This window comes from Streptoverticillium reticulum (assembly GCF_047456005.1).
Lineage (GTDB): Bacteria > Actinomycetota > Actinomycetes > Streptomycetales > Streptomycetaceae > Streptomyces > Streptomyces reticulum.
On the sequence record NZ_CP179755.1, the window covers coordinates 7,249,817 to 7,264,093 of the forward strand.

15 protein-coding genes are annotated in these 14,277 nt (G+C 73.5%); 8 read left to right on the forward strand and 7 right to left on the reverse strand.

What is annotated here, in order from left to right:
* Positions 1-38: 38 nt before the first annotated feature.
* Both ACMATS_RS33035 and ACMATS_RS33040 read left to right on the forward strand, forming a co-directional pair.
* Entirely contained in the window at positions 39-581 is a 543-nt protein-coding gene (locus ACMATS_RS33035) for a hypothetical protein (RefSeq protein WP_414169979.1), read from the forward strand.
* Positions 582-732: 151 nt separating this feature from the next.
* Positions 733-1,128 carry a hypothetical protein gene (locus tag ACMATS_RS33040; RefSeq protein WP_390775709.1) on the forward strand — a complete coding sequence of 132 codons (396 nt, stop codon included), beginning with the start codon at positions 733-735 and terminating at the stop codon, positions 1,126-1,128.
* Positions 1,129-1,177: 49 nt separating this feature from the next.
* Here ACMATS_RS33040 and ACMATS_RS33045 read toward each other — a convergent pair whose 3' ends face one another.
* The 4 genes from ACMATS_RS33045 to ACMATS_RS33060 all read right to left on the reverse strand — a co-directional run bounded on the left by ACMATS_RS33045 (position 1,178) and on the right by ACMATS_RS33060 (position 3,383).
* Positions 1,178-2,080: a hypothetical protein gene (locus ACMATS_RS33045; RefSeq protein ID WP_414169980.1), complete on the reverse strand. Its 903-nt coding sequence runs from the start codon at positions 2,078-2,080 to the stop codon at positions 1,178-1,180.
* Between the two features lie 105 nt (positions 2,081-2,185).
* Complete coding sequence (locus tag ACMATS_RS33050; protein ID WP_390775707.1) at positions 2,186-2,512, reverse strand: DUF6233 domain-containing protein; 327 nt, start codon at positions 2,510-2,512, stop codon at positions 2,186-2,188.
* Positions 2,513-2,748: 236 nt separating this feature from the next.
* Positions 2,749-3,171, reverse strand: a complete 423-nt coding sequence (locus tag ACMATS_RS33055; RefSeq protein ID WP_391153233.1) for an ArsR/SmtB family transcription factor — start codon at positions 3,169-3,171, stop codon at positions 2,749-2,751.
* 2 nt (positions 3,172-3,173) lie between these two features.
* Positions 3,174-3,383 (reverse strand): hypothetical protein, encoded by a 210-nt coding sequence (locus ACMATS_RS33060; protein ID WP_390775705.1) that lies wholly within the window; start codon positions 3,381-3,383, stop codon positions 3,174-3,176.
* 299 nt (positions 3,384-3,682) lie between these two features.
* Here ACMATS_RS33060 and ACMATS_RS33065 point away from each other — a divergent pair, with 299 nt between their 5' ends.
* Both ACMATS_RS33065 and ACMATS_RS33070 read left to right on the forward strand, forming a co-directional pair.
* Positions 3,683-5,611, forward strand: a complete 1,929-nt coding sequence (locus tag ACMATS_RS33065) for a glycosyltransferase family 2 protein (protein WP_414169981.1) — start codon at positions 3,683-3,685, stop codon at positions 5,609-5,611.
* 12 nt (positions 5,612-5,623) lie between these two features.
* Entirely contained in the window at positions 5,624-7,543 is a 1,920-nt protein-coding gene (locus ACMATS_RS33070) for a galactose oxidase-like domain-containing protein (RefSeq protein ID WP_414169982.1), read from the forward strand.
* Between the two features lie 97 nt (positions 7,544-7,640).
* Here ACMATS_RS33070 and ACMATS_RS33075 read toward each other — a convergent pair whose 3' ends face one another.
* Together ACMATS_RS33075 and ACMATS_RS33080 are read right to left on the reverse strand one after the other, a co-directional pair.
* Complete coding sequence (locus tag ACMATS_RS33075) at positions 7,641-8,672, reverse strand: glycoside hydrolase family 6 protein (RefSeq protein ID WP_414169983.1); 1,032 nt, start codon at positions 8,670-8,672, stop codon at positions 7,641-7,643.
* A 130-nt stretch (positions 8,673-8,802) separates the two neighbouring features.
* Positions 8,803-9,867: an ATP-dependent DNA ligase gene (locus ACMATS_RS33080; protein WP_414169984.1), complete on the reverse strand. Its 1,065-nt coding sequence runs from the start codon at positions 9,865-9,867 to the stop codon at positions 8,803-8,805.
* A gap of 291 nt (positions 9,868-10,158) precedes the next feature.
* On the opposite strand from ACMATS_RS33080, the gene ligD reads away from it, so the two are divergent.
* The 4 genes from ligD to ACMATS_RS33100 all read left to right on the forward strand — a co-directional run bounded on the left by ligD (position 10,159) and on the right by ACMATS_RS33100 (position 13,190).
* A complete protein-coding gene (ligD, locus tag ACMATS_RS33085; RefSeq protein ID WP_414169985.1) occupies positions 10,159-11,163 on the forward strand; it encodes a non-homologous end-joining DNA ligase in 1,005 nt (334 codons plus the stop codon).
* A gap of 74 nt (positions 11,164-11,237) precedes the next feature.
* Complete coding sequence (locus tag ACMATS_RS33090) at positions 11,238-11,618, forward strand: SH3 domain-containing protein (protein ID WP_390775699.1); 381 nt, start codon at positions 11,238-11,240, stop codon at positions 11,616-11,618.
* Between the two features lie 199 nt (positions 11,619-11,817).
* Positions 11,818-12,009, forward strand: a complete 192-nt coding sequence (locus tag ACMATS_RS33095) for a hypothetical protein (RefSeq protein WP_171079496.1) — start codon at positions 11,818-11,820, stop codon at positions 12,007-12,009.
* A 20-nt stretch (positions 12,010-12,029) separates the two neighbouring features.
* On the forward strand, positions 12,030-13,190 hold the full coding sequence (locus ACMATS_RS33100) for a hypothetical protein (RefSeq protein WP_414169986.1): 1,161 nt from the start codon (positions 12,030-12,032) through the stop codon (positions 13,188-13,190).
* Between the two features lie 7 nt (positions 13,191-13,197).
* Here ACMATS_RS33100 and ACMATS_RS33105 read toward each other — a convergent pair whose 3' ends face one another.
* Positions 13,198-14,181 (reverse strand): DUF6528 family protein, encoded by a 984-nt coding sequence (locus tag ACMATS_RS33105; RefSeq protein WP_390775697.1) that lies wholly within the window; start codon positions 14,179-14,181, stop codon positions 13,198-13,200.
* Positions 14,182-14,277: the final 96 nt, after the last annotated feature.

Consider the following 14,277-nt stretch of genomic DNA (forward strand, 5'->3'; position numbering starts at 1 on the left):
GATGGCGGGGCCGAAGTCCCCGCTCTTTCTGGAGTGCCATGCCCGTCCCCTCCGTCCGCGCCGGGCGAGCGCTGCTCGCCCTCGGCACCGCGTTCGCCCTCCAACTGGCCCCGGCCGCCGTCGCCGTGGCCCGCCCGGCCCCCGCCGCACCCGCGGCCGCCACGGTCCGGATCACCGAGGGCCAGGTCGCGGAGACCGGCCCCGGCGGCACGATCGTCTACCCGTCCGTCACCAGCTGCCTGACCGTCACCGTCCGGCTGCGCGACGGGAGCAAGGTCGGCGCCCACGCCAGCCTGTTCCAAGTGCCCGGCGCCTACCGCTCGGACGCGATCCTGGCCGCGGTGAAGCAGCGCGTCGGCGCCCGCGCGGTGCGCGCGGTCGAGGTGCGCGGTGCCGTGGGCGCCTGGGACCCGGGCTACTTCACCAAGGCCATCGAGGCCTACGGCGACGGGGAGGCCGTCCCCTACCCGACGCGGCCCGACCCCGAGGGCCTCGCGCGGGCGGTGGCCGCCGGCCTCGGCGTGCCGCGGACGGCCGTGACCGTCCAGGACGTCCCCGACGGCGACCAGACCGTCACCTGACGACCGGTAGCACACCGGCTCACGGCGCAGCACGGGATGCGCCCTGCGCTGCGGAGCGGGGCTGTGCAGATAATGGTGGCGCCCCCGGTGCGCCCGTCCCGGCCGCCGACGGGGCCTCAGTACTGCCGAAGCACCGAAACAGGGGGCCTGTATGAAGACCGATCAGCAGCACGAGGGACGGTTCCGAGCGCGCGTCGCCCGCAGGGCGTCCGCCGTCGTCGCCCTGGCACTCGGCGCGGCCCTGCTGGCCGCTCCCGCGCAGGCCGCGAGCGCGAACTCGCCGGTGCAGAGCGTGCAGCAGGCCGCCGTGGCCGAGGGGGCCCGCACGGCCGTCCCGGTGGAGGCCGCGGCGCAGCACCCGGTTCAGGCGCAGGCGCACCACGGTCACGCCACGGCCGCGCACCCGGTGGCGAAGAAAAAGAAGAAGGGCTTCTTCGCGAAGCTGGGCATCTTCCTGATCGTCCTGCTGATCGTGGTCATCCTCATCGTGGTGGCCGTGATCGCGCTGATCGTCCACTTCATCCGGCGGGCCTTCCGCCGCCGCTGACCCGGGGAGCGGGCCGGCCGGTCACGGCCGGCCGCCCGGTTCCGCCGGCTCAGCGCGTCCTGGTCACCCAGGCCAGGGCCAGCCACGGGGTGGCCGCGCTCGCGACCGCCAGGCTCCAGCCCGTCGCCGTGGTGGGGAAGGCGGTCAGCAGCGGGACGATCATCATGGCGCCGCACAGCAGCAGCGCCGCGGCCGGCAGATGCACCCAGGGCTCGAAGCGGCGGGCCCGCCGGACGCGCCGTTCGTTGCGGCGCAGGGCCAGGCCCGTGAGGAACCCGGCGATGACCGCGGAGGTCCAGATCACCGGCAGGGCGACGTACCGTCCCGCGATGAAGCCGATGTCGGTCTCCGGCGCCTGCCGCACCCCCAGGCCGGGCCGGTCGGGGGCGAAACGCAGCTGGAGCGTGCGGCCCTCGTCCGGCAGCCCGCGGGTGACCACGTCGTGCAGGGTGATCTCCTTCTTCCCGGCGGAGAAGGGGATGTCGGTGACGACCGTCGAGCTGTACTCGTTGTCGTTGGCCTCGTTGTCGACGGGCCGCGGCGTGCCGACGACGCTCCGGACGGGCACCTCGTACACCCCGCCCCCGGCCCGCTCGACCTTGGCGAGCCAGGCGCCGTAGGCGCCGTCGGGGCCCACGCCCTGGCACAGGGCGGCCGCGCTCGTGAACGCGATGCCGAAGCCCAGGACCCAGGAGAGCACGCGCGACGAGCGCGGTGCGGGCCAGGGCCGGTACCGCCTGCGCCACTGCTTGCGGCGTAACACCGCACGCCTACGTGCCCGTACCGCCAGGGAGGCCAGCACCCAGCACAGGGCGCCTGCGGCGGTCGCGCCGAGCAGCCACAGCTGCTGGCGCTTGGGCGGCAGCTCCCGGAACGGGATCATGCCGGCGATCATGGTCGCGTAGCCCGCGAGCAGCGTCGCCCACGCGGTGAGCCGCGTCACCGTCCTCATCTCGTACTTCCCCCGCCACCTGCGAAATCTTGACAAGGGGACAGCGTAATGGGGGTATTCGCGGCAGAAGTCCGCAGGTCCGCCGGAGCGGCCTGCCGGGCCGGTCTAGCGGACCGGGCCGAGGAACCTCTCGGGCTGGCAGGCGTCGCACAGCCGCACGTCCTGCCGGGCCACCTGGGAGCGGGCCTCGGCGGTGCTCAGCGTGGCCTCGCCGCCCTTGGGCACCCAGCAGCCGGCGTGGTGCAGTTCGTGGACGACGCCGCCGGGGCGGCGCTGTTCGGTGAGCGGCCAGACGGCGTCCTCGATGTCGCGCCGGCCGCCGCTGAGCCGGTGCAGCACGACCGCGCGGACCCATTCGCGGGGAGAATGGCCGACTTCTTGTGCGGCGGCCTCGATACGGGCGAGTTCGTCATGGGTGAAGAGCTGCTCCATGACGCGGGACAGTAGCAGCGGAAAGCCTGCCGCGACCCCTGTTCCCCAGGATGCCCCGGCGCTGCTGACCTGCGGGTTGACCGGAGAGCCGGGGGTGTTGCGGGGATTGCGGGGAGCGGGTGGCGAAACGCTCGTGCAGCTCCGGCGGCCACTGCCCCGACTGGCATAGGACAACGGCGTATTACGGCCGGAATTCGAGGGCCCCGGTGAACTCCCGGGCCGTGGGCCTTTCGTTGTCACCTGTCCTTGTGAACGGCCGTTCCGGGGGCCGGAATTTCCGGAATACTCGATTCCGGAAAAGGTTTTGCGCAAGCTTTCTCCGGGGGCTCCCCGTGGTCGCGCAGCTCCGTCAGCAGTTCCTCCTGGCCGGTGAGGACCTGGGTCAGGATGCGCCGGGCGGCCCCCAGCAGCTCCGTCACGTCGCCGCCCGCCAGGGCGTAGACGACCGTGGAGCCCTCGCGGGTGGAGCTCACGATGCCCGACCTGCGCAGCACCGCGAGCTGCTGCGAGAGGCTGGAGGGCACGACCCCGATCGCGGCGAGGAGGTCGCGCACGGGCATCGGCCGGTCCTGCAGGAGCTCCAGGACCCGGATGCGCACCGGGTGCCCGAGCATCCGGAAGAGCTCCGCCTTCGCCTGGTACAGGGGCACCCGTGGCACGTTCAGCTCCCGTCTTCGTGTGTCACCTGCTCGTCCGGCCGGTCCGGCACGGTGTCCGTCTCGACGGCGTGCGCGCGGGCCAGCCGCAGCGCGTCGTCGAGCTCGTCCTCCGCGAGGGCCGCCTCGAAGCTGTCCCCGGCGGCCCGTGCCGCCGCGAGGGCCGCGCGCGCTGCGCGCACCCTCTCCCGCATCGCCTCGGCGAACGCACTCACCGTCAGCCCCCTGTGTGGCTCGTCCGACTGTTCGCGCACTTGGTGAATTGAAGAATTCCGCAATTCTAGGACATGTCGCCGCCCGGGGTCGCCGGTGCGTCGCCGGGCTGAGCATTCTCTCCGCCCGCCGGGCCCCCTCCAAGTGCGGGAACCGGTCACGCGTCGCTGCCATGTGAGTGATGCGGAGTCACCTTCGGTGCGTTTGTCACATGATCGTAGGTCCGTTTTGTTAGTTTTTCTCCCCCGAGGTGCCCCTGGGCGTCTTGATCCCGTGTCCGTTCGTGGCTGGGGGTGTTGTGGTGGCGATTTCGGCGAGCGATGCCCGGTCGGCAACGGCCTGCGACGGTGCGGAAGCGGGCCGTCCCGGCGGGGTGCCGGAACCGGGATGCGGAGCCGACGGCGCGGGGCCGCCCGGACCGGACCGGCCCGGACCCGGCGGCACCGGCCCGGGCGGACGCGGATCCGGGCACTACGACTACGCACGCTTCAGCCGGCTCGCCGGAGGCCTGACCGACCCCCCGCCCGGCGGCTACCGGGTGCGCTACCGGCGGCTGATGAGCAAGAGCATCAGCCGGGGCCTCGGCGTCCGGCTGCTCCTCGGCGCCGCCCCCCTGGCGTCGCTGACGCTGATGGTGTGGCTGATGCTGCCGGAGCACTGGGTGCACCGCGCGTACGCGAGCGACTGGGAGCGCGGCGCCGACGCCGCCATGATGTTCTCCATCGGACTGATCGAACTGTTCCGCGTCGTCAACGTCGTCTCCAACGCCCACGCCACCCTCATGGCCCGGGACCCGGTGCCGGTACGGGCCCAGCCGGGCACCCGGGTCGCCTTCCTCACCAGCTTCGTCCCCGGCAAGGAACCGCTGGCCATGGTGCGCGCCACGCTGGAGGGCGCGGTGCGCATCGAGCACGACGGGCTGCTGGACGTGTGGCTGCTGGACGAGGGCGACGACCCCGAGGTCCGGCGGCTGTGCGAGCGGCTGGGCGTACGGCACTTCAGCCGCAGGGGGGTCGACCGCTGGAACCGGCCGTCCGGGCGCTTCCGGGCCCGTACCAAGCATGGCAACTACAACGCCTGGCTGGACGCGCACGGCGACGACTACGAGTTCATGGCCTGCGTGGACACCGACCACGTGCCCCTGCCCAACTTCCTCGAGCGCATGATGGGCTACTTCCGGGACCCGGACGTGGCCTTCGTCGTCGGTCCCCAGGTCTACGGCAACTACACCACGGCGGTCACCAAGGCGGCCGAGAGCCAGCAGTTCCTCTTCCACGCCCTGATCCAGCGCGCGGGCAACGCCTACGGCTCGCCGATGTTCGTCGGCACCTGCAACTGCGTGCGCATCAGCGTGCTGCGCCAGGTCGGCGGGCTCTACGACTCGATCACCGAGGACATGGCCACCGGCCTGGAGATCCACTGCCGCCGCAACCCCGCCACCGGGCGGCGCTGGCGCTCGGTGTACACCCCGGACGTCCTCGCCGTCGGCGAGGGGCCGTCCACCTGGACCGACTACTTCTCCCAGCAACTGCGCTGGTCCCGCGGCACGTACGAGACGCTGCTGCGCCAGTTCTGGCGCGCGCCGTGGTCGCTGTCGCCGGGGCGGCTGCTCAACTACACGCTGATGGTCACCTATTACCCCATGGCCGCCCTCAACTGGGTGCTGGGCGCCCTGTGCTGCGCCCTCTTCCTGGGCCCGGGGGCCGCGGGCATCGACGTCGATCCGCGGCTGTGGCTGATGCTCTACTGCGACGCCGCGGCCCTGCAGATCGGCCTCTACGTCTGGAACCGCCGCCACAACGTCAGCCCCCACGAGCCCGCCGGCTCCTCGGGCACCGCCGGCATGGTGATGTCGGCCCTCTCGGCACCGCTCTACGCGCGCTCCCTCGGTGAGGCGCTGCTCCGCCGGACCTCGCGGTTCGTGGTGACCCCCAAGGGCGACTCGGCCAGCGCCGACTGCGTGGCCACCTTCCGCACCCACCTGATGTGGGCGGCCCTGTTCGCCCTGTCGCTGTGCGCCTCGGCGCTGCTCGGCCACGACCACACCGCCATGCGGATCTGGGCCCTGCTGGCGCTGGCGACCGCGCTCGGCCCGGTCGGCGTGTGGCGGACGGGCCTGGCACGCGAACGCCGCGCGCCGCGCACCGGCATCCCCGCGCCGGGACCCGCCGCCAAGGGGACCGAAGCCGGGCCCGGGCCGCGGCCGGTGGGGCAGCGGACCGGACACTGAGCGGAGGACGACGTGACGTTCCGCCCCACGACGAAGTCGCGCAGGACGGTGCTCGGCACCGCGGCCGTCCTGGCGCTGCTGGCCGCGAACGCACCGGCCGCCACCGGGTTCGCGGAGCGCGCCTGGCACGACTACACCGTCAACCAGGAGTCGTACAAGGCCCGTTACGGGCACTGGGACACGGTCGACGTCCCCGGCCGGTTCCGGATCAACGCGATCCACGCCGCGCTGCTGCACACCGGCAAGGTGCTGCTCATCGCCGGATCCGGCAACGACGAGCGGAATTTCCGGGCCGGGACCTTCCAGAGCGTGCTGTGGGACCCGTCGGACGACACCTTCAAGGAGATCCCCACCCCCAAGGACATGTTCTGCGCCGGGCACGCCCAGCTGACCGACGGGAAGCTGCTGGTCGCGGGCGGCACCGCCCGGTACGAGAAGCTCACCGGCGACGTCCGGCGGGCCGGCGGGGCGATGCTGGTGAAGAACGAGGACCCCGACCGCTCCCGGGTCTTCCCCGCCGGCACCGTCTTCCAGGGCTCCACCGGCCTGCGGTACCGCTCCCAGTTCCCGGTGCTGCTGCCGCGCGCGAAGAAGACCCCGACCGAGGGCGGGGCCACGGTGACCGCTTCCCAGGCGCGGGTCTACGTGGAGTCCGTCACCGAGGGCGAGGGCGGCATCGCCAACACGGCCGACCAGTACCGCATCCAGGGCCTGCGCGGCAAGGACTCCCAGGTCTTCTACGGGCTCGCCGCCAGACTCGGCCTGGACAAGAAGGACTTCCAGGGGCTGCGCGAGGCCTACGAGTTCGACCCGGTCGCCGAGCGCTACGTGCCCGTCGACCCGATGGCCGAGGCCCGCTGGTACCCCACGCTGGTGACCCTGCAGGACGGCCGGGTCCTGGCCGTCTCCGGCCTGGACGACATGGGCGAGATCATCCCCGGCAGGAACGAGCTCTTCAACCCGGTCACCCGGAGATGGTCCCGGGCGCCCGACCGGTACTTCCCCACCTACCCCGCCCTCTTCCTCACCGGCACCGGCACGCTCTTCTACTCCGGCTCCAACGCGGGCTACGGGCCCGCCGACAAGGGCAGGACGCCGGGCCTGTGGGACGTGGCGCACAACACCTTCGCCCCCGTCCCCGGGCTGGCGGACCCGCAACTGACCGAGACCTCGGCGTCGGTGCTGCTGCCGCCCGCGCAGGAACGCAGGGTGATGCTCCTGGGCGGCGGCGGGGTGGGGGAGTCGGCGCAGTCGACCCGGCGCACGGCCGTCGTCGACCTGAGGGCCGTACGTCCGCGCTACGCTCCCGGCCCCGACCTGCCCCAGGGCACGCGGTACCTCAACGCCGTCCTGACGCCCGACGACCGGGTGTTCACGACCGGGGGATCGGGCGACTACCGCGGCAAGCACGCCTCCGACATCCTGCGCGCCCAGTTCTACGACCCGCACACGCGGACGTTCACCGCCGCCGCCGACCCCACGGTCGGGCGGGACTACCACTCCGAGGCGCTGCTGCTGCCCGACGGGCGGATCGCGGTCTTCGGCTCCAACCCGCTCTTCGCGGACAAGGACGACACCCGCCCCGGCTCCTTCGAGCAGCGCATCGAGGTCTACACCCCGCCGTACCTCTACCGCGACCACCACCCGTCGCTGCGCTCGGAACCGCTGAACGTGCGGCGGGGAGCGCTGGTCGCCCTGCCGGGCGCGTCGTCACGCGGGGTGGCCGCGGTGCGGCTGATGCGGCCGAGCGCGGTGACGCACGCGACGGACGTGGAACAGCGCTCGATCGCGCTGGCGTTCGCGGTACGGGGCGGGGTACCGACGGTACGGGTGCCGGAGGATCCGGCGCTGGTGCCGGGGGGCTGGTACATGCTGTTCTTGGTGGACCGGACGGGGACGCCGTCGCGGAGTGTGTGGGTGCATGTGCGGTAACGCCCCGTGAGGGGCGCGGGGAACTGCGCGACCGGCCACGAGCGCAGTGCGTCGACTGTGGGCCCTCGGTGGCTGATCGCGCAGTTCCCCGCGCCCCTCACGGGCGCCCCGGCACCGCCCTCGCGAGGTCCAGCGCGTACTCCGCCCACCAGAACCCCGCCGGAGGCGCGCCCCGGCAGGTGCCGTCCGATTCCCCGGGGCGTTTGATCCAGACGAACGCGTCGACGAGCGGCGAGCCCGTCGCCGCCGTGGGCGGCGTGCCCAGGGCCCGGCCCGGTGGGTTGCACCAGGATTCGTTCTCCGCGGGGAGCAGCGGGCCGTTGCCGTTGCGGCTGGTGTCGACGATGTAGTGCGCGCCGCCCAGCAGCGCGGAGAGCCGGTCGCCGTAGGTGCGCGTCGCCTCCGTCGTATGGAAGTTGGAGACGTTCAGCGCGAACCCGTCGGCCTGGCCGACCCCCGCCCGCTGCAGTGCGTCGGCCAGCATCTTCTGGTCGGAGATCCAGCCCGCGTTGCCCGCGTCCACGTACACCGAGGTGCCCGGCAGCGCTTTGAACGCCCGGACGGCCTCGGCGAGGAGGCCCAGCCGCTCCGCCGCGGCGTCGGCGGGGAGGCAGTGGGTGGCCCACTGGGCGATGGCGTCCGGTTCGAGGACCACCCATGCCCTGCGGTCGCCGATCCCGGCCGCGGCCCGGGCCACCCAGGCGCGGTAGGCGGCCGCGTCCTTGGCACCGCCGGAGGAGTACTGTCCGCAGTCCCGGTGCGGGATGTTGTAGGCGACGAGGACGGGGATGCGGTGGGCCAGGGCCGCCTCGCCGGTGACCTGGGCGGCCTGGGGCTGCGGGTCGCCGGAGGTCAGCCAGACGGCCGTCGGCTCCTCGGAGATGCGCTGCAGCGAGACCGCGTCCCGGTCGCGGCCGCGTTCCTGCCAGACCCGTTCCTGCCGGGCGGGCCGGCCCAACGGCTCGGACCAGAAGGGGAATCCGGGCCCGTCCCCGGGATCCGTGGCGGCCGCCACGCCCGCGCAGAGCGGCAGGCACACGGCACTCGAGCAGGCCAGGGCGGCGGCTCTCCGCCGCGTACGTCTCCTGTGCGTCGGCGTCTGCACAGGGGTCTGCATAGGCGTCTGCATGGGCGTCTTCCCTTCCGGCCGGGGGAAATGAGTCTTCCCAGGCTGGAATCTGTCGCCTCGTCAGGTCCGGTTTTGCTGCGCCGTACGGGTATCCGCCTGCTCCGTCCGGAGGCAGTGGAGTGACAGCCCGTCAGGTCGCGCCCAGGGCCTCGCCCAGGTCGTAGCCCACCGGCTCCTCCAGCTGGGCGTAGGTGCACTGTTGCGGTTCCCGGTCCGGGCGCCAGCGCCGGAACCGGGCCGTGTGCCGGAAGCGGTCGCCCTGCATGTGGTCGTAGGCGACCTCGCACACCCGCTCCGGGCGCAGGGCGATCCAGGACAGGTCCTTCTTGCCGGTCCAGCGGCTCGGGGCGCCGGGCAGCCGCCCGGCAGCCTGGGCCTCGGCGTCCGCCCAGGACTCCCAGGGGTGCCCCGCGGGCGACTCCATGCGCAGCGGTGCCAGCTCGTCCATCAGCTCCCGGCGCCGGGCCATCGGGAAGGCGGCGCACACCCCGACGTGCCGGAGCCGGCCCGCGGTGTCGTACAGCCCCAGCAGCAGCGAGCCCACGACCGGGCCGCTCTTGTGCAGGCGCAGGCCGGCCACGACGCAGTCGGCGGTCCGCTCGTGCTTGACCTTCACCATGACGCGTTCGCCCGGCCGGTAGGGCAGTTCGGGCGGCTTGGCGACGACGCCGTCCAGGCCGGCCCCCTCGAACTGCTCGAACCAGCCGCGGGCCACGTCCAGGTCGTAGGTGACGGGTGCGGTGAAGACCGGGGCGGTTGCGTCGCGCAGCGCGGCTGTCAGTGCCTTGCGGCGCTCGCGCTGGGGTGTCGTCAGCAACGACTCGTCGCCCAGGGCGAGCAGGTCGAAGGCCACGAAGGAGGCCGGGGTCGCCCCGGCCAGCATGCGGACCCGGGAGTCGGCGGGGTGGATGCGCTCCAGCAGCGCGTCGAAGTCCAGCCGGCCCTCCCGGACGATCACGATCTCGCCGTCCAGGACGCAGCGCTGCGGGAGCTGCGCGAGCAGGGCGTCCACCAGTTCGGGGAAGTAGCGGGTGAGCGGCTTGCCCGTGCGGCTGCCCAGCTCGATCTCGTCCCCGTCGCGGAACACGACGGCGCGGAAGCCGTCCCACTTGGCCTCGTACTGCATGCCGGGCGGAATGGCGGCCGCGGACTTCGCCAGCATCGGCGCCAGGGGCGGCATCACGGGAAGGTCCATGCCCGAATTGTGCGCTTGCAGCGCCCCGCCAGGGGCGCGGGGAACTGCGCGACCAGCCACGATGCACCCGCAGACGGCGTGTCTTCGCCTGCAGGCTGCCGGTGGCCGGTCGCGCCCACACGGCGGAGCCGCTGGGGGTACCTCCTGGGGGTACCTCCTGGGGGCACCCCCAGCGGTAGCTGGGGGAGGTAGCTGGGGGAGGTAGCCGGGGGAGTAACAGCCCCGCGCCCCTGATGGGGCGCGCCGTGGCGCCGCATCGAAGTTCCGCCGGACAGGCCCTAGCGTGAGCGCATGACGGAGGCCCTGGAGCTCACGGTCGGCGGGCGCACGGTCCGGCTGTCCAACCCGGACAAGGTCTACTTTCCGCAGCGCGGCTTCACCAAGCGCGACGTCGCGGAGTACTACCTGAGCGTCGGCGACGGCATCCTGCGCGCGCTGCGGAACCGCCCCACCACACTGGAGCGCTACCCCGACGGCGTCGAGGGCGAGTCGTTCTTCCAGAAACGCGCGCCGAAGAACCTTCCCGAGTGGATCCCCACCGGCCGGATCTCCTTCCCCAGCGGCCGGCACGCCGACGAGATCTGCCCGACCGAGACCGGCGCCGTGCTCTGGGCGGCCAACCTCGGCTGTCTGACCTTCCACCCCTGGCCGGTGCGGCGCGAGGACACCGAGCACCCCGACGAACTGCGCATCGACCTCGACCCCCAGCCCGGCACCGGCTACGCCGACGCGGTACGGGCCGCCCTCGAACTGCGTGAGGTGCTGCGGGAGCTGGGGCTGACGGGCTGGCCCAAGACCTCCGGCGGACGGGGGCTGCACGTCTTCGTCCCCATCCGGCCCGTGTGGACCTTCGTCCAGGTGCGGCGCGCGGCCATCGCCGTGGCCCGCGAGCTCGAACGGCGTGCCCCGGAGCGGATCACCACCGCCTGGTGGAAGGAGGAGCGCGGCGCGAAGGTCTTCGTCGACTACAACCAGACCGCCCGCGACCGCACCATCGCCAGCGCCTACTCCCTGCGGCCGCGCCCCCACGCGCCCGTCTCCGCACCGCTGCGCTGGGAGGAGGTCCCCGACGCCGTGCCCGAGGACTTCGACCTGGCCACCATGCCCGCCCGGTTCGCCGCGCTCGGCGACGTCCACGCCGGCATGGACGAGCGGCCCTGCGGGATGGAGGCCGCGCTGGAACTGGCCGACCGTGACGAGCACGACCACGGCCTGGGCGACCTGCCCTACCCGCCCGAACACCCCAAGATGAAGGGCGAGCCGAAGCGGGTGCAGCCCAGCAGGGCCAAGAAGTAACCGCCGCGTTTATCCCGCGATTCCCCGTGGAACTGGGGCAATGCCGTACCCACTTCGCCCCGAGGGAGAAAACCGTGTCCACCACCACCCTGGCCACCGCCGCCGCACTCGGCGGAGCGCTGCTCCTCGTCGCACCCGCCGCCTCCGCGGTCCCCACGGCCGTCCCCGCCAGAGCCCACGGCACCGTCACCGCCCCCTCGGGGCTCAACGAGCGCGCCTACCCGAGCACCGACTCCTCCGTGCGCGGGGTCCTCAAGTACCGCGCCCAGGTGGGCCTGCGCTGCAAGGCCCACGCACAGGAGGTCGGGGGCAACCCCCTGTGGTACCTCCTGCGGGAGCGCAACGACTGGATCGCGGCGCGCTACATCGACAACGCCGGCGAGGTCCCCCTGTGCCGGAACCTCGGCCACAGCTCCCTCGACGACAGTGTGGAGTCCCGCGCCGCCATGGGGTGACCAAGTGCGAAGTGCCCCTCCCTTCCGGCCGGATCCGGCGGGTGCCATCATGAGCGGTGGGGGAGGTAGGGCCGGTGAACTGTACTCGCTGCGGCGCGCCCGTGATACAGGGGTCGGACGGCGGCTGGTCGTGCAACAACTGCGGGGCCGCCGGTAAATAATGGACAGCTCCGACATCCCCCAGACGAATGCTGCCGCGATGCTCTGCAAAGACTGTCTGAACCCGGTGATCGAGGGCCCCGAGGGGGGCTACGTCTGCGGCCAGTGCTTTCACGTGGTCGAGCCCAACGGCTACGCCGAGCGACGGGCCGAGGGCGTGAAGAAGGCCGCGGAGGAGCGCCGGATCCGCACCGAGGAGCGCCGTTCCCGCGTGCCCCGCACAGGTCTGTGACCGGAGAAGGAAGAAACGCATTGGACCACCCGAACCATGGCTGCGTGCTGTTGCTGGACGGCACCCCGGACCGGCGGCGGGGCACCCTGCCGAACCCGACCGCGCACGCCGTCGCCGGAGCGAACCCGCGCCGCTTCCTCGCCGCAGCCTCGTCCGATGTCGTACAACTGCCCGCCATGGCAGGCCCGCAGAGCGTCCTGGCCTACCTCCAGGACGCCGTCACCGTGCCCGGCCCGCTGCTGGTGTGGGTGACGGGCCACCTGATGATCCCCGCCCGCCGCAGCACCCAGCTGCACCTGGCGCTGCGCGAGAGCACCCCCGCCACCGTCCGCTACACCGGCCTGCCCTGGGAGTGGCTCACCCGCACCCTGGGCGAACACCCCGGCCCCACCCTGCTGGTGATCGACGCCGAGGCCGATGCCGCCGCCCGGCCCCACGTCGCCGCGGCGGTCCGCGCGGGGCAGCTCGGCGGGGGCGTGCCCGTGTGCGGGGTCGTGGGCCCCACCGCGGACAAGCCGGCCACGGAGGCCGGGCCCTACGCCCGCGCCTTCCTCACCGCCCTCTCCGTCGGCCACCCCACCGCGGGGCCCGTGCTCGACCCCGTGCTGCTCCACCAACTCGCGCTCACCCAGGCCGCGCTGCCCGACGGCGCGCTGAGCGTGCAGGAGGGCGACGCCGGCCCCGTCCTCGCCAACCCGGCCGCCCCGGCCCCCGCGCCCCGGGCACCGGAACCGGCCCCGGCTCCCGCCCCGGCCGCGCCCGAGGAGGACCCGCTGCCCGGCATCCTGGCCGCCGCCCAGGCCGGCCGGCACAACGAGGCGGCGGCCATGGCCGCCGCCTGGGAGCAGCAGACGCTGCGCCGGCACGGCTCGCACAGCCCCGAGGCCGGGCTGTGGGTCGAGGTGCGGGCCGACCTCGCCCGGCTCGCCGGCGACCACCCGCGCGCCGCCGAGCTCTGGCTGTCCGCCGCCTCCCACCGGCTGGCCCGGGGCGGGGCCGCCGACGGTGAGACGGTCGAGGCGCTCAAGCGGGCGCACTACTGCTGGCAGCACAGCGGCGACCGTGCGCCGCACCTGGCGCCCGCCCTGCTCGCCCTGTGGGAGCAGGTCCCCGACGGCGGCGAGGCGGCTGCCGCCGTGCGGGCCAGGATGCGGGAGACGGCGCGCACGTCCTCGCGGTGACGACCGGTCAGCCGCGGCCCGCGGTCCACCAGCGGGCCTTGTACATCCCGCCGTGCAGCAGGGTGCGGGTGCCGTCCGGCCGGTACAGCGTCAGCGTCGAGGTGCACCAGCTGCAGGCGTGGCCCCGCTCGGGCCGGGCGACCAGTACCTGGCCGGTCCTCGGTTCGTCGCCGATGCTCTTGACGTCCGGGCCGCTGATCCGCGACTGCTGCGGGTACGACACGAAGGCCTGCTCGGTCGTCGAGTACTGGTAGACGGCCGAGGCCGTGGTCACCCACAGCCGGCCCGGCCGGGTGAGCACGGGGGCCAGGTCGTGGCCGTTGCGGGTGGGCAGGGCGCGGCGGTGGACGACCGTCAGGGACGGGTCCTCGGGCGAGCCGCCCACCCGGAGGGCGACCAGCTCCCGGCTGCCCAGCGCCCACAACAGCCGTGTGCGCGGGTCCCAGTGCACCCCGTGCGCCCCCGGGAGCGGCACCTGCACGTGCTCGGTGGCCCGCGAGCCCAGGGAGGCCGCGTACAGCCGGAGGTATCCGCCCGTGCTGGCCGCCACCGCCACGTTGCCGTCGGGCAGCAGCTCGATGCTGTGGGCGTTGCCCTTGCCGGTGTCGGCCGCCCAGTACACCGAACGGCCCGGGTAGCCGATCACGGCGGCCAGCCCGCCGGAGGCCGTGGCCAGCAGATAGCGGCGACCGCCCAGTTCACGGAACTTGGCCTCGCTCGGATTCGCCCACGAGCTGTCGGGGTCGAGGTCCGCGAGGTCGTCGTTCCCGTCGGCGCTCCAGGACCAGAGCACCCCCGCGCCGTTGCTCCCGGCGTCCCACTGCGCGCGCTTGGCGTCCAGCACGTACACGGACCGGGTGGCCTGGTCGGCCGCCACGATCGGCGAGGAGGCGACCCGCCCGCCCCGGCCTCCTGCCTGGGCCGTGACGGTTGTTCCCGGGGCCGACAACGTGACCATCGCCGTGAGCATCACGACCCACACCCGTCTCACGACACACCGCTCCTGACGTCCACGCCTTGCACGGGCCGTCAGGATCGGCCGGACCGGGGCGGGATGCGGGCCGCCACGCCCGGCACTCAGGCGAAC